Annotated in this window: 15 protein-coding genes; 8 read left to right on the top strand and 7 right to left on the bottom strand. The window is 51.4% G+C overall.

What is annotated here, in order from left to right:
* Positions 1–6 precede the first annotated feature (6 nt).
* Positions 7–3,165, top strand: coding sequence for an efflux RND transporter permease subunit (locus ACO064_RS26890; protein WP_421830281.1), 3,159 nt, complete (start codon positions 7–9; stop codon positions 3,163–3,165).
* 181 nt (positions 3,166–3,346) lie between these two features.
* On the opposite strand, the gene ACO064_RS26895 is transcribed toward ACO064_RS26890, so the two are convergent.
* The 6 genes from ACO064_RS26895 to ACO064_RS26920 form a co-directional block, all read right to left on the bottom strand.
* Complete coding sequence (locus ACO064_RS26895) at positions 3,347–6,001, bottom strand: ABC transporter permease (RefSeq protein ID WP_421830282.1); 2,655 nt, start codon at positions 5,999–6,001, stop codon at positions 3,347–3,349.
* Between the two features lie 109 nt (positions 6,002–6,110).
* On the bottom strand, positions 6,111–6,449 hold the full coding sequence (locus ACO064_RS26900) for a PadR family transcriptional regulator (RefSeq protein ID WP_421830283.1): 339 nt from the start codon (positions 6,447–6,449) through the stop codon (positions 6,111–6,113).
* Positions 6,450–6,629: 180 nt separating this feature from the next.
* Entirely contained in the window at positions 6,630–7,559 is a 930-nt protein-coding gene (locus tag ACO064_RS26905) for an aldo/keto reductase (protein ID WP_421830284.1), read from the bottom strand.
* A gap of 12 nt (positions 7,560–7,571) precedes the next feature.
* Positions 7,572–8,321: an SDR family NAD(P)-dependent oxidoreductase gene (locus ACO064_RS26910; protein WP_421830285.1), complete on the bottom strand. Its 750-nt coding sequence runs from the start codon at positions 8,319–8,321 to the stop codon at positions 7,572–7,574.
* 172 nt (positions 8,322–8,493) lie between these two features.
* On the bottom strand, positions 8,494–9,816 hold the full coding sequence (locus tag ACO064_RS26915; RefSeq protein ID WP_421830286.1) for a PQQ-dependent sugar dehydrogenase: 1,323 nt from the start codon (positions 9,814–9,816) through the stop codon (positions 8,494–8,496).
* A 94-nt stretch (positions 9,817–9,910) separates the two neighbouring features.
* Positions 9,911–10,900, bottom strand: a complete 990-nt coding sequence (locus ACO064_RS26920; protein ID WP_421830287.1) for an alpha/beta hydrolase — start codon at positions 10,898–10,900, stop codon at positions 9,911–9,913.
* A gap of 269 nt (positions 10,901–11,169) precedes the next feature.
* Between ACO064_RS26920 and ACO064_RS26925 the strand changes: the two genes are divergently transcribed.
* Complete coding sequence (locus ACO064_RS26925; RefSeq protein WP_421830288.1) at positions 11,170–11,346, top strand: hypothetical protein; 177 nt, start codon at positions 11,170–11,172, stop codon at positions 11,344–11,346.
* Positions 11,347–11,427: 81 nt separating this feature from the next.
* Positions 11,428–12,384, top strand: coding sequence for a sugar phosphate isomerase/epimerase family protein (locus ACO064_RS26930; RefSeq protein WP_421830289.1), 957 nt, complete (start codon positions 11,428–11,430; stop codon positions 12,382–12,384).
* 109 nt (positions 12,385–12,493) lie between these two features.
* Here ACO064_RS26930 and ACO064_RS26935 read toward each other — a convergent pair whose 3' ends face one another.
* Positions 12,494–13,531, bottom strand: coding sequence for a sugar phosphate isomerase/epimerase family protein (locus ACO064_RS26935; protein ID WP_421830290.1), 1,038 nt, complete (start codon positions 13,529–13,531; stop codon positions 12,494–12,496).
* A 266-nt stretch (positions 13,532–13,797) separates the two neighbouring features.
* On the opposite strand from ACO064_RS26935, the gene ACO064_RS26940 reads away from it, so the two are divergent.
* From ACO064_RS26940 to ACO064_RS26960, 5 genes are all read left to right on the top strand, one after another.
* Entirely contained in the window at positions 13,798–14,484 is a 687-nt protein-coding gene (locus ACO064_RS26940) for a response regulator transcription factor (protein ID WP_421830291.1), read from the top strand.
* Positions 14,485–14,488: 4 nt separating this feature from the next.
* Positions 14,489–15,856: a HAMP domain-containing sensor histidine kinase gene (locus tag ACO064_RS26945; RefSeq protein WP_421830292.1), complete on the top strand. Its 1,368-nt coding sequence runs from the start codon at positions 14,489–14,491 to the stop codon at positions 15,854–15,856.
* A 92-nt stretch (positions 15,857–15,948) separates the two neighbouring features.
* The gene (locus ACO064_RS26950; protein ID WP_421830293.1) at positions 15,949–17,085 is read left to right on the top strand and encodes an acyltransferase family protein; all 1,137 of its coding nucleotides are present in this window, start codon (positions 15,949–15,951) and stop codon (positions 17,083–17,085) included.
* A 569-nt stretch (positions 17,086–17,654) separates the two neighbouring features.
* Complete coding sequence (locus ACO064_RS26955) at positions 17,655–18,908, top strand: TolC family protein (protein ID WP_421830294.1); 1,254 nt, start codon at positions 17,655–17,657, stop codon at positions 18,906–18,908.
* Between the two features lie 43 nt (positions 18,909–18,951).
* Positions 18,952–19,998 carry an efflux RND transporter periplasmic adaptor subunit gene (locus tag ACO064_RS26960; protein ID WP_421831070.1) on the top strand — a complete coding sequence of 349 codons (1,047 nt, stop codon included), beginning with the start codon at positions 18,952–18,954 and terminating at the stop codon, positions 19,996–19,998.
* Positions 19,999–20,014 lie beyond the last annotated feature (16 nt).

Here is a 20,014-nt window from a genome sequence, read left to right on the forward strand (position 1 = left end):
AAACCAATGAGTCTACCTTCATTAAGCCTTCGGCGACCGGTTTTCGCCATGGTTATGTCGATTGTCATCATCCTTTTTGGTGTCATTGGCTTTACATTTCTGGGCGTTCGAGAATACCCGGCTATCGATCCGCCGATCATCTCGGTTCGGACCAGCTACGTGGGAGCGAATCCGGAAATTATCGAATCACAGATCACCGAGCCGATTGAAAAATCGCTCAACAGCATTGAAGGCATTCGGACCATCTCGTCGACCAGTGCGCTCGGAAGCAGTAACATCACCGTCGAGTTCGAACTGGGAGCCGACCTGGAGCGGGCCGCCAACGACGTGCGGGATAAAGTAGCTCAGTCGCAGCGGCAGCTTCCGCAGGACATTGATGCCCCACCGGTGGTGAGCAAGGCCGACGCTAACTCGGAGCCAATCATCTTCCTGCCCGTTCAAAGCACAACCCGCAATCCGATGCAGTTGTCGGATTATGTTGAAAATGTGTTGCAGGAACGGCTGCAAACCATTCCGGGGGTTAGCCAGGTCATGGTATACGGACTGAAAAGATCGGCCATGCGGCTCTGGATCGATCCGCACAAACTTTCGGCTTACCGATTGACCGCGCAGGATATTCAGGAAGCCCTAAACCGCCAGAATGTTGAATTGCCCGGCGGGAAAATTTACGGCAATAACACCGAACTAACGGTCAAGGCGGTAGGGCGGTTAACGACTGAGGATGATTTTAACAACCTGATCATTCGGCAGACGGCCAACCAGATTATCCGGTTTAAAGATGTCGGGTATGCAGTTCTGGGGCCGGAGAATGAAGAATCGGCCGCCAAACAGAACAATGCTTCCGGGGCTATTCTGGCCTTGATTCCGCAGCCTGGCGCAAACTATGTGGCGGTTGCGGATGAATTTTATAAACGGCTGGAGGATATCAAGCGCGATTTGCCGTCCGATATTCAGCTTTTGAATGGTGATGACAAAACGAAATTTATTCGCCAGTCCATTGAAGAAGTGGCCGAAACCATCATCCTCTCCTTCATTCTGGTGGTTATCGTTATTTATCTGTTCTTCCGGGATTGGCTGATTTCCATTCGCCCGTTGATCGATATTCCCGTTTCGCTGATTGCGACATTCTTCATCATGTATATCTCGGGCTTCAGTATCAACGTTTTGACGCTGTTGGGGATCGTTCTGGCGACGGGGCTGGTGGTGGATGACGGGATTGTGGTCACGGAAAATATCTTCAAGAAAATTGAAGAGGGTATGGAGTTGAAACGGGCTGCGAAGGAAGGTTCGGAAGAGATTTTCTTTGCGGTTATTTCGACCTCGGCCACTTTATCCATCGTTTTCCTACCCGTTATCTTTCTGGAAGGGTTTACCGGGCGTCTTTTCCGCGAATTTGGGGTCGTCGTTGCGAGTTCGGTATTGATTTCTGCCTTCGTTTCCCTAACCCTGACGCCGGTTCTGAGTGTATTGCTGGTGAGCAAAGACCAGGGCAAAGGATCGTGGTTTTATCAGAAAACCGAACCGTTTTACCAATGGCTCGACCGGAGCTACCGCTCTTCGCTGACGACCTTTATGGGCCGTCGCTGGCTGGCCGTAGGCATCATTGGTATTTGTTTAAGCATCATTTTCTGGATCGGCTCTTCTCTGAAGTCCGAGTTGGCTCCCATGGAAGACCGCAGCCGGATCCGGGTGCCCATTACTGCTCCGGAAGGAACCAGCTACGAAGCCATGACCCGGATTACCGAACGGGTAAACCAGTTTGTGATGGATTCGATCCCTGAACTGAACTACACCTTTAGCGTCATTGCGCCGGGTAACTCGGCGGCTGGTGCGGTTAACTCCGGATTTATATCGCTCAATCTGGTTGAACCCAATGAACGCAAACGGTCACAACAGGAAATCACGGACTATCTGGGCAAGTACCTGAGAAGCTCCAGTGAAGCCCGGATGAATGCGACCCAGGAGCAAACCATCCAGGTTGGCCGGCGTGGGGGTGGTTTGCCGGTACAGTTTGTGATCCAGAACCTTAATTTTGATAAACTTCAGCAAAACCTGCCGAAGTTTATGGATGAAGTGCAGAAAGATCCGACTTTTCAGGGTTTTGACGTCGATTTGAAATTCAATAAACCGGAATTGAACATTACGATTGACCGGGAGAAAGCCACTAGTTTGGGCGTGACCGTACAGGATGTGGCCCAGACCCTTCAGTTGGCATTGAGCAACCGTCGGCTGGCGTATTTTCTGATGAATGGAAAGCAGTATCAGGTGATTGGCCAGGTGGCGCGGGATGACCGTGACGAGCCGGTTGACCTGGCCTCGTTTTATGTTCGGAATAATTCGGGCAACCTGATCCAGTTGGACAACCTGGTGAAATTTGCCGAAGTGTCCAGCCCGGCCCAGGTGTATCACCACAACCGGTTTAAATCCGCCACCGTATCGGCCGGGCTAGCTCCCGGTAAAACCATCGGCGATGGGGTGGATGCCATGAACGCCATCGCGGCCCGAACGCTCGATGAAACGTTCCAGACCGAACTGTCGGGTTCTTCCCGGGATTATGCCGAAAGCTCGTCGAACACCCTGTTCGCCTTCCTGCTGGCATTGGTGTTGATTTACCTGATTCTGGCGGCTCAGTTCGAGAGTTTCACCGATCCGTTCATCATCATGCTGACCGTGCCGCTCGCCATTGCCGGGGCCGTTCTCTCGTTATATGTATTTAATCAGACAATGAATATCTTTTCGCAGATCGGTATCATTATGCTCATCGGTCTGGTGACGAAAAACGGTATTCTGATTGTTGAGTTCGCGAATGAAAAACGCAAAGAGGGCATGGACCGGTTTGAAGCGGCCATCGAAGCGTCTGCCCTCCGGCTTCGTCCCATTCTGATGACCAGTCTGGTAACGGCCTGTGGTGCCTTGCCGATTGCATTGGGTCTGGGAGCGGCAGCCAAAAGTCGTATTCCGCTTGGCGTCGTTATTGTGGGGGGAATTATTTTCTCTCTGGTATTGACACTGTTTGTCATTCCGGCCATGTACTCGTTCCTGTCGCGGTATAAAATCGTGGACAATTCGGCGTATGAAGATCACCCGCAGCCGCTCCAACCGTCGCCGGAGCCGGAAACGCCGGTCAAACGAAAAAGCGAGGAACTACACCAGGAAGAAGTTTAACAACGAAAAAACCGGCTCATCGCCGGTTTTTTCGTTTGGAGGAACCCATTCACGGTTTCCGTCCCTGACCAGCCGGGCCGTCAGCGTCAATGGCGTCAGAAAACCGGGTTAAATGGGCCATTTTGTTGTCCTTGGATGTCACAGTGCGCTATGGAAACGCCTTCTATCGATTTTTTTAGTCTTACTCCGAACGAAGGGCTTTCACCGGGTTCATCAAGGCGGCTTTGATGGACTTAAAACCGACGGTAATAAATGCAATCAAAAAGGTGCCAACAATGGCAGATGCAAAGATCCCGACGCCCAGATCGACGCGGAAGATGAAGTTTTTTAGCCAGGCAGTCATTGCGTAATAGGCCACCGGAGCGGCAACAACGAAAGCAATCAGAATCAGGCGCGAAAACTCTTTGGCAAAGATCCAGAGAATCTGGCCCATGCTGCTGCCCAGCACTTTCCGAATCCCGATCTCCTTGGTTTTCTGCGCAGCCATAAACGACACCAAACCGTAGAGACCCAGACAGCCGATGAAAATGGCGATCGCGGCAAACGACTGAATCAGCTTGAGCATGAGGTCTTCGGTCTGGTAAAAATTGGCAATCTGGTCGTCCAGAAACTCATATTCGTATATCTGATCCGGATGCAGGGTACTCCAGGTTTTTTCCAGCGCAGCCAGCGTGGGTTTAAGCGTTCTCAGGTCGATCTTCACGGCGTAACTTCCGTACATGTCAGGGGCGGACATCATGCAAACGGCGTTGATGTCTTCGTGGAAAGAGCGGTCGTGAAAATCACCGATTACGCCAACAATGGGGCCTTTGGTGTTGCCATCATTCAGGCTCAGCATTTTCCCGATCAGTTCATCCGATGATTTCAAGCCCAGCTTTTTTCCGAACGTCTCATTGACGATAAATTCTTTCGCCGTATCGGAGGGAAACAGGTTTCGCCCCGCCACCAGTTTGAGTTCAAACATCGGAAGATACTGATCATCAGCGCTTTTTACACTCATGCTGAAGGCTTCATCCTCGCTCCGGTTGTCGTATTTGGGAGAAGTATTCCACACATTTTGGTTCGATGCAGGGGCTGCCTGGCAAACCGATACGGTTTTTACGCCCGGAATCTGGGAAAACTGGTTTTTAAGGGTTTTCATCGTCAGCGCGTTCGACCCCGTCGCAACGGGGAGCATAACCACCGCTTCCTTATTGAAGCCTAAATCCGATTGAATCGAATACCGCATTTGATCCGTAATGACAATCATGCCAATGATCAACACCTGCGAGATGGCAAACTGACCCACGATCAGGGTTCTCCGCGTATTGAAACCGCCGATGTTTTGCTGCGAAAGTTTGCCTTTTAGGGCCGTCACCGGCTGAAAACCGGCCAGAATCAGGCCAGGATACGAACCGGCGAAGAAGGTAACGACCAGCGCGAGGAGCGGCAGGAATACCGCCAGTTTCCAGTCCGCGAAGGGATTGAGCGTAATCTGCGCTTTGAACCAGTCGTTGACGAAAGGCACGGCAAACCAGGAAATCAGACCAGCGATCAGGACCGCCAGAATGGTTATCAGACCGGTTTCGGCGATGAATTGCCAGAAAAGTTGCCCGCGTAAGCTGCCCAGCACCTTCCGAACGCCCACTTCTTTGGACCTTTTAAGGGCTAGCGCGGTGGCTAAATTGATGAAATTTACGCAGGCTGTGATGATCAGAAACAGACCAATACATCCTAAAACCCACAAATTGGTTTTGGTGATGACCCCGCCATATTGGGCGCTGAAGTGAAAATCGGCGAGGGGCTGTAGCTTGTAATGATGGACGTTTTTATTGGTGGGGCGGTATTTCTTCACGTAAGCGGGCAACACTTTTTCCACTTCCGCAGGCGAAACGCCAGGCCGCAGTCGCACAAAACACTGCATCGAACTCCTGATACCACCCCAGGAATCGTCGCTGGCCATCCATTCATCGTATTGTTTTAGTGTATTATAAGACACGTAGATTTCAGTTTTCCGGTCGGTATTGATCGGCAGGTCTTTCAATATCCCCGTGACTTTGAAATCCACTTTGTTATCCAGCCGAAACGTTTTGTTAATGGGATCGCTGTCACCAAAAAACTTTTTAGCCATCCGTTCTGTCAGAATGGCGGTATTGGGTTCGCTTAAAGCCGATTTGATAGTGCCCTGCAACAGTGGATAATTGAAAATATCGAAGAAGTCGAGTTCGGTAAAAGCCACGCCTTCGTTTTCTTTGAACTTCCGGATTTCGCGGCCATCCGTAACGGTTACTAACACGCCGTCGGCGGTGGCAATTCGGGCTACTTTTTCGCCATAGGTAAAATCGTCCCGGAACACTTTCCCGAACGGGTTCGGAACGCTGGCGGTGTAACTGGTCGTGGTGCGGTGTTGCTCGGTTACAAAACGATACACCCGGTCCGGATGGGGGTGAAAATTGTCAAAACTCAGGTGGTAATTGACCAGTGCAAAAATCAGAATGCCGCAGGTCATCCCGAGGGCCAGCCCGGAGACATTGATCGCGGTGTAGGTTTTGTTGCGAACCAGGTTTCGAAAAGCGATTTTGAAATAGTTACGAATCATCGTGGTATTTGTTGGTTGGGAGTATACTTCGGGTTTTCGCTTCAAAAAGAACGGGTTCAGGTAATTCAAAACCGCCCAGACGAACGCCCGGCGGGCATTGTCCAAACCGGCGTCCTCTGCCTGCTTGTAAAACACCTCATGCAAATCGCCCTGCACATCCTCCAGCAGATGAGGTGCCACGAAGCGTTCCAGTAGCCAGTCGGCCCAGCGGGGCGGATGGGGTCCTGCATTTGGGTCCTGTGTCTCGGTGTTTTTCATCGGTTTGAAATATCGAATATTGAATATCGAATATCGATTACGGGATGATGAAGGGAGGCCACACTTCGATATTCTCTATTCAATGTTCAGTGTTCGATATTCATTTTATTTATCCGCCAATCAATTGAAATTTTCCGGGTGGAATGGCCTGCCAGAGCCGACTGCGGACTTCCTGAATGTCGTTCAAGGCGCGAACCCCGGCAGTGGTCAGCGCGAAAAACCGCTTGCGCCGTCCACCCCGTTCGGCGGTGGCCCCGCCCATCAGCGACGAAAGAAATCCTTTTTCTTCCAGGCGGTATAAGGTGGCATGGACTGCACTCATCGTGATTGTTCGTCCGGTTTGCTGCTGGACATCCTCCCAGATGGTAACCCCGTATGCTTCGGCCGGACAGGCTGCCACCACCAGCAGGACAATTTCTTCAAACTCGCCCAGAAAGGATCTTCGCATGGTCTTACTCCGTTCGTACGATTAGTTGTAGTTTTGCAAAACAAATATGCTGCCAAAGGCAAAAAGAGCCCTTGATAGTGATTTTAGCGGGAAAGAAGCGACAGGAGGTGTCCGAAATCGTACAGATTTTGTCCACGCGCGGACAGACCGTATCCACGAATTTTAGTCCGTAGATACGGATTACAACGCCCGAATCAGCGTTGCCATTTTTTCGCGCAGGGCCGTATCGGGCTGACGTCCGTGTCCGGCCAGCATGTTGTCGGCAGCGTGCCGGGGGTTGCTGGTGCCGGGAATCACGCAGGTAACGGCGGGGTGGGAGATAATGAATTTCAGAAAAAACTGCGCCCAACTGTTGATCTCGTTTTCAGCGGCCCAGGCGGGTAGTTCTTTCCCTTTCACAAGCGAAAATAACCGCCCTTCGGCAAACGGCTGGTTGATGATCGTTGCCACGCCCTTGTCCCGGGCAACGGGCAAAAGCTTTTTCTCAGCGTTGCGCGACAGAATCGAGTAGTTGAACTGAACAAAGTCGATGGGAAATTTGGCGATGATTTCCGCCAGTTCATCGTGCATCGAATCGGTGTAATGCGTAATACCGATGTAGCGGATTTTCTTGGCGGCTTTCCAGGCTTTCAGCGTTTCGAGGTGCGTTTTCCAGTCGATCAGGTTGTGAATCTGCATCAGGTCCATCGACGACCGTTTCATTTTTTGCATCGACTCATCCATCTGCCAAATGCCCGCTTCCCGGCCCCGCGTCCAGACTTTGGTAGCATAAAAAAACTGGTTCTGAATCCCGGATTCCGCCGTGAGTATGCCCACTACCTCTTCCGAACGGCCGTACATCGGCGACGAATCGATCAGCTTGCCACCGGCCTGGTAAACGGCTTTCAAAGCCTGTAGCAATGGTTCCTGTTCTGCCGTTCCGGAAACATCGAACGTTTGCCAGGTGCCAATGCCCACGACGGGCAGTTTTTCGTTGCTGGAAGGAATCGTTCGATTGAGCATGGAAGTAGGGGCTGAAAAACCGTATAAACCGCCCGTGACCAGCGTCGCGGCCGTGGCCCCGAGCAGCCGGAGGGCGTCTCGTCGGGTGTTTCGTTGGTTTTGATCCATCGGTTTCATATACTATTGACAAACATACCCACCATCCGCACTCACCAGACTGCCCGTCATGAAGGAGTTGTCGTCTGACAACAGGAACGCGACCACCGCGGCAATCTCTTCCGGTTGGCCAATCCGACCCAGCGGCTGGATGGTGTTCAGTGACTCGTAAACCCCCGCTTCGCCGACAGAATTGACAGTGGAAAAGTGGGTTACTGCTTTGTGGAGCAAGGGTGTGTCGATGGTGCCGGGACAAATGCAGTTAACCCGGATGTTGAACGGGGCATAGTCGATGGCCGTGCTTTTGGTGAGTTGTCCGATCGCTCCCTTGGTCAGGCCATACACAGAGCTACTGGCTTTGCCGGTAAAAGTCTGATCGGAGCCCATCAAAACGATGCTGCCTTTTCGTTGCGCTTTCATGTAAGGAAGGACTTCCCGAATGGTATGAAATGTGCCTTTGATGTTGATATCGATCAGGTTGTCGAGTTCTTCGTCGGACGTTTGTTCCATCGTGGCGAAAAGGTGGATGCCGGCGTTGGCGAAGAGCATATCGATGCGGTTTTCTTTTGCCACAACAGCCGCTAAACCATCTTTGATTTGCTGCTTGTTTCGGACATCGCACGGAATAAATTCACCCAACGTGTCGTCATTTGCCGGTTTCTGGAGGTCGAGGTTATAGACAATTCCACCTTCACGCGCAAGGTGTTCACGGGTCGCTTTGCCAATGCCGGTGGTGGCGCCGGTAATGACCACTACTTTGTCTTTGAATTGCATGGTACGATGTTGGGAGATTCGTAAAACCGATCGATTCCGACTGCCCCAGAAACAAGCGCCGGGACAGTCGGTTAGCAAACGTAGTGCTATCGATCGAAGAATGCTATTGGAATTATTCCAATGATGATCGCATTTGTACCAATCAAAGACAAAATCCTGAAATTCCCTTTCGTCAGCGAGTTGCACTGACCCGCCAGATCCGGTTACCGGCATCGTCGGCCACGAGCAGCGAACCGTCGGGCAAAACCGATAAACCAACCGGGCGACCAAATACGTCCTTGTCGTTGGCAATAAAACCGGTCAGAAAATCTTCCGGTTTTCCACTCGGTTTTCCGTTCTGAAAGGGCACAAACAAGACTTTGTAACCGGAAAAAGCCGAGCGGTTCCAGGAACCGTGCTGACCCACAAAAGCACCGTTGCGGTATTTCTCGGGAAAAGCATCTTTGTCATAGAATGCCAGCCCCAGCGACGCCGTGTGCGAACCTACGGCCACATCGGGAACGATCGCTTTCTTGACCAGATCGGGCCGTTCGCCCTTCCGGCGCGGGTCTTCGTGCTGTCCAAAATAGGAATAAGGCCAGCCGTAGAAGGCACCTTCTTTGACGCTGGTGATGTAGTCGGGAACCAGTTCGTCACCCAGTTCATCGCGTTCGTTCACGGCAGTCCACAGGGTGTTTGTGCCGGGCGCCCAGTCCATGCCCACCGGATTCCGAAGGCCGCTGGCATAAATCCGTTCGCCCGATCCATCGGGATTGATTTCCAGAATGGCCGCCCGTTTCACTTCATGCTCCATGCCGTTTTCGCCCACGTTACTGCCCGATCCCACCGAAACATAAATCTTGGAACCGTCGGCGTTGGCAAGCAGGTTGCGCGTCCAGTGGTTGTTGTAACCCCCGGCGGGCAGCGGCAGAATCGGCGTCCCTTTGGCGGTTATTTTGGTCTGACCCGGCTGATACGGAAATTTAAGAACGCCGTCGGTATTGGCAACGTAAAGCGTGTTGCCGACCAACACTACACCAAATGGCTGATTCAAATCCTCCAGAAAGGTTTCGCGAATCTCCGGTTTGCCATCTTTGTTCGCGTCGCGCAGGAGCGTGATGCGGTTGGCACTTTCACCAACGGCACCGGCTTTGGCCTGTCCGCTGACGGCGGCCACCACTTTTTTCACCACGCCTTTCTTTTCGGTTTGCGACTCCACCACCAGCACGTCGCCGTTGGGCAGCACGTAGGTTCGGCGTGGGTTTTTCAGGTCGCGGGCATATTCGGTGACCACAAAACCGTCGGGGGCTTTGGGCATCTGGCCATCCTTCCAGCCGATCACGTTGCTGAAATGTTTGGACGATTCGGTAGGTTCTGGCAGATCGGGTGCCTGGGCCGTTTCGGTTTCTGCCGTCGCTGTCGTTTCGTCGCTCTCCGTCTTTTTGCTTTGGCCGCAGGACAGCAGCAGGCCGCTTAGAAGTAAGGTGTGTGTAAACAGAATAATCCGGTTGTTCATCGTTGAGAAGAATTAGCAAGTAATCCTGTATCAACCGACTGATCAACGGCTTTGTTTGGGTTATTTATCGTGCTTCATTTCATTAGAAATGACCTCACCGGGCTGGAAGTTCGGTCACTGGTTGAAGGGCAGTTTTTGGGCTGGTCTGCAAAAAACGGTTGATGCTGGCCTGCCATTTCGCGTTTTCGACGGTGCAAAACGACTGGTGTGCCGAATTCTCGAAAACCACCAGTTGTTTATGGGTAGTGCCTAAATTCTCAAAAATGGCGTCGGTTTCGTGCCGCAGCACCCGGGGGTCTTTCGCGCCCCAATTGAGCAAAACCGGCATCGTAAGCTGTTTGGCCGACTCCGAGGGCCGGTAGCCAAACACCCACATGCTGCGCTGCATACCACCCCATAACGCCAGCAATTCCGACATCGGATGGGCCGGGATGTGCATCGAGCGAAGGCGGCCCTGGATGGCGTCGTAGAGTGAAGCGAACGGGCATTCCAAAATGACCCGCGCCGGTTTCAATCCGTGTTCGGGAATGGCTTTCAGGATCGTGGCGGCACCCATCGACACACCCCAGAGGATGATGTTTTTCTCGTTTCCCTTCGCCACAAAATCATAGGCGGCTTTCAGATCATTGGTTTCACGAAAACCGATGGTGCAGATGTTGCCCCCGGAATTACCGTGCGCCCGGAAGTCGAACGACAGGGTGTTGTAGCCCAGGGTGTGAAAATAGTCGGCTTCACAAAGAATTTTCGACTTGTTCGACGCGTGGCCGTGGCACAAAATCACGGTGCCTTTGGCCTGTTCTGCGGGGATATACCAGCCTTCCAGCCTCTGCCCATATTCATTGGTGAGCCGAATGGTTTCGTAGGGGATTTTCGGGGTGTCGCTGATGACCGATTTCTTCAGTTTCAGGCCAAAAAAAGCCGCCTGGATAAGTTCGCTGGTCGAATAGTCCTCGGCTCTCCGTGCTGGTGTTTTGTCCGGGTTGTCATAAAAATACGTAAAACGGGCGGCATGAAAAGCCGAAACGATATTCAGCAGGATAAAAAGGACGAGCAAAACCAGCCCGATTCGGCGCAGTAGCAGCATGAGTTACCAGATTAAAGCAGCAGGAGGAACGCGTGAAACCGTTCATCGTATGGAACAACAAACATACCGATTTTTACAATCCGTTTGCCACAGATTGCCCACCGGTTTTACAAACCCGTTTGACCCGAAAAGGAGCGGTGCAATAACCAGACAACTACGATCGATAGACGAAGTTTTTTTATGCTTTCCGGTGTGACAAGTGGGTCATCGCACCGTCATATAGTAACCAAATCGGTCAACACGCAAACACCAGATTAAATAAGAAAACCATGAAAGCCTTACCTATTTTAACCGCATTGCTCTTTGTAGCGATCATGATCAACCTGTATTCGGGCATTGCGGATGGATTCAGCACCAATCGGCAGGCCCTGATCGCGGGCGGTTTAACGGTTCCGGCGGTGGCGGTTCTGCTCGTGTTGCTGGTGAAAGCGAAGCAGGCGGAGTAGGGTTTTGGCACTCTCTAAGTCCTTTGCACTGAGTAGATCACCCTAAAAAAAATCTTATCGGCATACCTATTCTCTAACGCTATGCCGCTTCTGCTTCAACGTCGTGATGTATTAAAAGGATTGCTGGCAACCAGTCTGGCTGGTTCGGCGACAGAAACCAGGGCGGTTTCGCTGCAACCGGCCGATGCCGCTCCCTTTAGTATTCATATTTTCTCGAAACTTCTTCATTTTCTGGATTATACCGAACTGGCAATGGTTGCGTCCGACCTCGGTTTCGACGGCGTCGATCTGACGGTTCGGCCCGATGGCCACGTCGAACCGGACCGGGTGCAAACCGATTTGCCGAAAGCGGTCGACATCCTGAAAAAACGGAACCTGAGCGTATCTACGATCACCACCGCCATCACCAAAGCCGATGAGACGGCCCGAACGTTGCTGGAAACCGCCAGTGAGCAGGGCATTCGGTATTACCGCACGGGCTGGCTGGCCTATCCGACCGACCAACCCATTCAGGCGGTGCTGACCAGCTACCAAAAACAACTCGGCGAACTGGCGAAACTGAACCAGCAACTGAATCTGGCAGGAGCCTATCAAAACCACGCCGGAACCAACTTCGGCTCGGCTACCTGGGATCTGGCTACGGTTCTCAATGAAATCAATAGCCCTGGCATGGGCAGTCAGTACGACATTCGCCACGCGACGGTGGAGGGCGGGACGTCCTGGTCGACGGGCTTGCGGATGATTGCCCCGCACATTCGTTTTATCGCCATCAAAGATGTGATCTGGGAGAAAAAAGCGGGAAAATGGAAGGCGGAAAGTGTGCCGCTGGGACAAGGCATGGTCGATTTTCCGGCTTATTTTGCGCTTTTGAAGAAACTAAACGTCCGCGTTCCGATTTCGCTGCACCTGGAGTATCCGCTGGGCGGTGCCGATCAGGGCAAACGCGCCATAACCATTCCCCGCGAAAAAATTTATCAGGCCATGCAGACGGATTTACAGACGCTGCGGGGAATGCTGAAATCGGCGGGGTTAGGGTGAAAAAAGGAATGATAAATGATGAATGTTAAATGTAAAAGTGCCGGAGTTACAATCACTTTTACATTTGATATTCATCATTTATTATTTATCATTCCTTTTTTAAAACTCGTTAACTCAGCGCATTCCGGCAGAAATCCATACATTTCTTCACTTCGGCGACGGCATTGGAGCCTTCCGGAATTTTGTACTCCAGTTCGACCGTGGCCGGGAACGTATATTTCTGCTCGCGCATCAGTTTCAAAACCGGCAGCAAGGGCGTGTCGCCCTGACCCCAGGGCAGATTTCCTTTGCCATTCGCCGGTAGTTGGCGGTCTTTGATGTGCATACTGGAAATCCGGGTGTGTTTCTGCCGGATCAAGCCCAGCGGATCGGGCTGACCAGCGGCCAGGTAATGGCCCAGATCGAAGTTCATGGCATTGCCCGGTGATTGGGCGAGGGCCGTATCCCAGAACGTGGGTGTTTGCTGCTCATGGCCGTGGTAGCCGACCCGCAAACCGTGCTTCTCGGCCATCTGCCCCAGTTTGAGCGTGTGCGCATCGTTGGCCGGGTGTTCGAGCGTTACCTGGTTAGCCCCCAGTGCTTTGGCTGCCCGCATTCCGTAGTCGATGTCTGCGTCGGTATTCTGCATACCAAACGCGTCGGGCTTGAAACCGTAGATGGTGACACCGGCTGCGTTGTACATCTTGCGAACCTGCTCAAACTTGCTCATCGGAACCGAGAGCCGCCATTTGGTCACTTCTGCCCGGTAGGCTTTCATTTTGGCATCGGCATCCGCCAGCGTTTTCTGCTCGTCTTCGGTGAGGGTCTGGTTTTCGCGCCGTTTCCGCATCAACGGAAAAATCGACCGCATATCGACCGCATTTTTGGGAGCGCCCGCAAACGACTCGGCTGGTCCACCCATCAATTCGATGGCGCTGATGCCGCTATCCAGGACGTATTGCAGGGTAGCTTCGGCACTTTGGTCGGGCATGTCCCGGTACGAATACGTAATGACCCCAACCTGTACGCCGTTGATCAGCGAGTTAGGTTTGTTCAGGTTGCGGATCAGGGCCGGTGCGCCAAACAGCTTGGGAGGAGCGAGCAAAGCACTGGAAACCAGTGCGGCTGTGGCACCCAAAAACTGACGGCGAGTGGATTGGTTTTCCATCGTATAAATAATTCGGTAGATTGGGATGATAGACTGACGAAAGAGATTACAGTATGAAATAGTCAAAGTAATACTTTTTCAGGTGAATGTACAAGAGTAATAGACGAGTAGGCCTGAAATGTCGACCAATAAACCGTGTGAGCCGACAGGGTCGTGTTTCGGAATGGGAGGGCGACGGCATTAGAATACCCTTAGAATTTAGATTTATAGAACCGCCTGAACGGTTTGCAGTGTTAGTTTGGTACGTATTCTGATTTCAAAACCGTATGAAAACCATTCTGATCGTTGAAGATGACCGCCGGATTGCCCAGAACATTAGCCGGGGTTTGATGGAGGAGGGCTACCAGACCGAGGTGGCCTATGAAGGCTACAACGGCCGCGATCTGGCGTTGCGGCAACCGTTCGATCTGATCATTCTGGATATCAACCTGCCGGGTCTGAACGGCTACGAAATCTGCCGGAACGTTCGGGCCGAAAAACCGCATCTCCCGATCATCATGCTGACGGCTCTGGGCGAGATTGAAGATAAAGTGGAAGGACTGGAACGGGGCGCCGATGATTATCTGGTGAAACCCTTCGATTTCAGGGAGTTGAATGCCCGGATTGCAACCTGTTTCCGACGGGCGGATCTGATCGATAAAAGCGTCGCCGATGAAGTATTGCGCATTGCAAATCTGGAAATCAATCTTTCGACCAAGCAGGTCAAGCGCGGCAACACCCCCATTGACCTGACCGCGCGGGAGTTTGCCCTGCTCGAATACCTTGTTCGAAACCGGGGCCGGGTGGTCTCTAAAATGGACCTGGCGGAAAAAGTCTGGAGTCTCAATTTTGATCCCGGTACGAATGTCGTAGAAGTGTATATCAATTACTTACGCAAGAAGATGGATCGGGATTTTGAACCCAAACTGATTCACACCCGTGCCGGCATGGGCTACGTTTTAAAAGTGGAGTAGACAGATGAAGATCAGGAATCGGATCGCACTTCAGTTTTCACTCATTGTGGCCACCATTTTGCTGGCCTTTTCGATCGTTATTTATGTAACCACCACTACCTACAGCCGTGATGATTTCTATGACCGGCTAAAAAGCAAAGCACTCACCACCGCCCGGTTTTTGATTCAGGTCAACGAGGTCGATCACAATCTGCTCAAAATCATCGACCGGAATACGTTGACGGCGCTGTATGACGAAAAAGTGCTGGTGTTCGATGAACAAAACCGCCTGATCTATTCCAGCGTCGACGACCACATCATCCACTACCAACGGGGGTTACTCGATGAGGTCAGGCAAGTAAAAGAGGTGGAAACCTGGAGTGACGACAATCAGTTGGCCGGTATTCTGTACGAAGAAGGCGGGCGTAAACTGGTTGTGCTGGCATCGGCCAACGACCGTTTTGGCCGAAACAAACAGAAAAACCTGCGTATTACGCTAATCTGGGGGTTATTGGGGGGGATTGGTTTGACCATCGGGCTGGGGGTTTTCTTCGCCGGACAGTCGCTGCGACCCATCGATGAGATCAACACCCAGGTTTCGACCATAACCGCCCGGAATCTCCGGCAAAGGCTCGATGAGGGTGACCGCCGGGACGAAATCGATCAGTTGGCGGTCAATTTCAACGCCGTGCTGGGGCGACTCGAACAGGCTTTTGAACAACAGCGCAGCTTCGTTTCCCACGCTTCTCACGAACTTCGGACGCCCCTGGCAGCCCTCAAATCCGAAATTCAACTGGGTCTTCTTCGCCGGTTAACGGCGGAGGAATATGAAACCATCCTGACCAATTTGCTCTCGGATGCCGACCGGCTGATCGGCTTGACCAACAGTCTGTTGTTTCTGGCCCGGACGCTTGAGAACATCAGTCAGATGCCACTGGCCCCGGTGCAGATGGAGGAAGTGGTGCTGCTGGCAAGGGATGAGTTGCTAAGTGCCAGACCCCATTACCGCGTTGAATTCGATTATGACAACCTGCCTGAGTCGGAAACCGAAACCACCGTGTCGGGGAATGAAGAACTGCTGAAACGGGTTTTGCTAAACCTGATGGACAATGCCTGTAAATATTCCGCCAATCACACCGCCCATGTCCGACTCGGTACCGATGCCCGTTCGTGCTGGGTTAGTGTCTGCGACGAAGGGATTGGCATGACTTCCGAAGAAACGGAACTGATCTTTGAGCCTTTTTACCGGTCGGCCAATGCCGCTGGTTATGAGGGGTTCGGGATAGGCCTCTCCATTTGTCAGCGGATTCTGGAACTACATCAGGGCTCTATCACGGTGGAAAGCCGCCTGAACGAAGGCAGTCTGTTTACCATCAACATTGCGCATCTTTGAGCCTAAATGCGGATTGAGAAATAGTATTGGCTGAATAGTTCGATTCGCCGTCTCCGGCGTTCTATTTGTAAACTGGAACTGATTTGCGATCAATGTCAGAAAACAGAATCTCTGCTACTGCATTTGCGGACACAAAACCGCATTACAACCTACTTGACGGATTACGTGGAGTAGCGGCTTTAACCGTTGTATGTTTTCACTTATTTGAAGTCTATGCAACCAGTCATCTAGACCAAAAAATTAATCACGGCTATTTAGCGGTTGATTTCTTCTTTATTCTGTCCGGTTTTGTGGTCGGTTATGCTTACGATGACCGATGGAAGACGATGACAATAAAAGACTTTATCAAACGTAGATTAATTCGTTTGCACCCTATGGTAGTTATCGGGGCTATTATTGGAGCGGGTATTTTTTACTTTCAGGGATGCGCTGCCTGGGACGTTTCAAAAGTGTCAGTACCTATGCTATTTGTAGCCACATTGATAAATGCTTGTTTAATTCCGGCAACCCCCGGTTTTGAAATTCGGGGAGTTGGTGAAATGTTCCCGCTGAATGGTCCGAGTTGGTCTTTATTTTATGAATATATTGGCACTTTCCTCTATGCTTTCATTTTCCGTAAGCTTCCGACCAAAGTCCTTTCTATAGTCGTTTTACTTGCAGGTTGCGGATTGGCAGCATTTGCCATTTGGGGCCCATACGGCGATATATGCGTCGGATTTTCTCTAACCGGAGAAAATGTGATCGGCGGTTCGTTGCGTCTGTTGTTTTCATTCCCGGCAGGATTGTTATTATCGCGCGTATTCAAGCCTGTTCCTGTAAAAGGGGCTTTCTGGATCGGGAGCCTGGCGATTGTTATTTTATCGGCAGTGCCACGAATTGGCGGTAGCGAAAATTTATGGATGAACGGGTTATATGACACAATCTGTTGTGTAGTTATCTTTCCTTCACTTGTTTATCTGGGAGCTTCAGGGAAAACAACGGACAAACTAACGACGCGGTTATGCAAATTTTTAGGAGATATTTCATATCCTATATATATGGTACATTATCCCTTTATTTATTGGTATTATGCTTGGGTTAAAAATGAAAATCTTACATTCGAACAATCATTCCCCGGTGCTTTTTCCCTCGTCATTGGCTCTGTAGTATTGGCGTATGTATGTTTAAAACTATATAATGAGCCCGTACGGAAATTTTTGATAAATCGTTTTTTGCGAACACAGAAATAGTCCTTATCAACTATCCAACAGAACCCGATTGACTTTCTTGTTAATGGCTGATAAAAAGAAAAGGTAATTACTTTTCTTTTTATCAGCCATATTTTTAACGCTTTGAATAGCGTGGAATGAGAGGAAATAGATACAATCCCTTTTTTCTTTTATTGTAACAATTGGTATAGGATGCACTGCCATTTCGCTTAGCGGCCGCTTTTGTTCAAGGCTTTTTCCTGGCGGAAAACCGCAGGCAAACGCAGCGGTCGGGCCCTGCGCCTGGTGATTGTGTATTTCCCCATTCTTAAAACACTAGGACTCACGTCTGATGATTCATTACGCTTTCACTTTTTGCCCCGTTCCTCTAAAGGACGGTTGGCCACTACCGGACTTTTTCCATCCGGATTAAGCTGCGTCCAAGTCCGGCATCGGCCGCCCGGCCTTTAGGGGAACGGGGCAAAAAGCGAAAGTCCTAAACACGTTCTAAGTTTTTTTTAACGGCTCTTTAACTTTTTTCTAATTCGCTTTTAACAGACTTCTAACTTCTTTCGGTGAACCTTGCAACTGCATTGTGCTAACCGAATGGAATGCGATTTTTAGCTGTTTTTAGTAGTATGTGCCTGCTGTCGCTGACCAGCCTGGCGCAGGATACCTTGAGGCTTAGCCGGCGGCAGGCCGATAGTCTGTTTCTGAAAAACAACCTGTTGCTGCTGGCGGGCCGGTTTCGGATCGAAGCCGGGCAGGCGGACATAATTCAGGCCAGTTTGTACGATAACCCGACGGCTTCGGTGGAGGTAAGCGCCTACAACACAGAGCGGAGCCGGGTGCTGGACGTGGGTCGGCAGGGGCAGAAAATCATTTCGGTGCAACAGCTTTTGTATACCGCCGGGAAGCGCAACAAACGGATTTCGCTGGCGCAGGAAGCAGCCCGGCTGAACGACTACGAATTTGCCGATTTGCTGCGTTCGCTCCGGTTCGAACTCCGAAGCCGGTTTTTCGACCTCTACTTCCAGCAGGAGACCCTCGCCCGTTATGACCGTCAAATTAACACTTTACAGGAAACCGTTGCGGCTTTTGAGCAGCAATACGACAAAAACAACGTGTCGTTGCGCGAATTGCTTCGGCTGAAAGCTCTGCTGTTTCAACTCAACAACGACCGGCTGGAAATCCGGCTTCGGCAGACCGAAAACCAGCAATTTTTGCGGACGCTGCTTTCAGTCGATCAGCCCATTCTTCCGCTGGTCAACGAAAACCAGCTCCGGCAATATCGCTTTCCGAATCAAACGGTCGACTCACTGCGGAACCGGGCGCTGCGAAACCGTCCGGACGTGCTTGCCAACCAGTCGCTGACCCGGCAGTCGGAACTGAATTACACACTGCAAAAGGCACTGGCAGTACCGGATCTGCGGGTCGGCGGAACCTATGATCAGGCAGGAAGCTACATTCCGCATTACCTCGGTGTTTCGGTGGCGATGGATTTGCCTTTTCTGAACCGCAACCAGGGTGCCATCAAAGCCGCCCGCAGTCAGATCGACTACCAGAAACAGATTCAGAACCAGAAAACCGTGCAGGTGAATAACGAAGTGCTGGCGGCTCTGCAGAAGGTCCGGGAAGTGGAGCGGACGGTGCAATCCGTCGAGTCGCGGTTTTCGGAACAATTCGAGCTGTTGAACCAGGGCCTGTTTGCCAATTTTCAGAAGCGAAACATCTCCCTGCTGGAGTTTATCGACCTCATCGAGACCTATAACGAAAGCACCAAAGAACTGAACCGGCTCAAAGCCGACCGCATCAGTGCTTATGAAGAACTGAATTATGTCGTAGGAGAGGAGCTTTTTAACTAAAAACAGAATGAAAAAACTCGTTAGCGGTCTTTTGCTGGGCATAATGGGGCTGTCAACAGCCTGCCATCAGAAGGTGGAAGTGGATGAAGCCAAAGCATTTATGATGTCGGATACGATGATGAACCGCATTCATCTGGACACGGTTTTGAACCAGCCGGTTCGGAGCGAACTGACGTTGGTGGGTAAGGTAGCCGCCGATGAAAACAAGGTGATCAAGGTGTTTCCGCTGGTCGGGGGCGTGGTGGAAGAGGTGGATGCTGAACTGGGCGATTTTGTTAAAAAAGGGCAGCAACTGGCCGTGATCCGGTCGGGCGAGGTGGCCGATTTTGAGCGGCAAATGATTCAGGCCCAGTCGGATCTGCTGCTGGCCCAGAAGAATCTGAGCGTGGCGGAAGACCTCTTCGAGAGCAAACTGAACTCCCAGCGGGAAGTGGTTTCGGCCAAGAAAGACGTGGAAAGCGCTCAGGCTGAACTCAGCCGGGTCAAGGAAATCTTTCGGATTTATGGGCTGGGGAAAACGCCCACTTACGTGGTTCGGGCGCCGATCGACGGTTTTGTGATCGAGAAAAACGTGAATCGGGACATGCAGCTTCGCTCCGACAACGCCGACAATCTGTTTACGGTGGGCCAGATCAGCGACGTCTGGGTGCTGGCCAACGTCAACGAAAGCGACATTGGCCGTGTGAAAGCCGGGATGTCGGCCAACGTGCAAACCCTGAGTTATCCCGATCTGCAATTCCACGGGAAAGTCGATAAGATTTTCAGCGTGCTCGACCCCGGAACCAAGGCCATGACCATTCGCATCCGGCTTAAAAACGAGAACATGAAACTCAAACCCGAGATGCACGCAACGGTGGCCCTGCAGTTTGACGACGGCGCAAACATGGCCACGGTGCCTTCCACCGCGGTTATTTTCGACAATTCAAAATACTACGTCATGGTGTTCCGGAGCCGCTCCGACATCGAAACCCGGGAAGTGCACGTCCATAAATTTCTGGGTGACATAGCCTACATCCGCTCCGGCCTGAAGACGGGAGAAAAGGTGATATCAAAAAATCAATTGCTGGTTTACGACGCGCTAAATGATTGAGTGAATGAGTGATTGA

Origin of the sequence: Larkinella sp. (assembly GCF_965227735.1) — a bacterium.
GTDB lineage: Bacteria > Bacteroidota > Bacteroidia > Cytophagales > Spirosomataceae > Larkinella.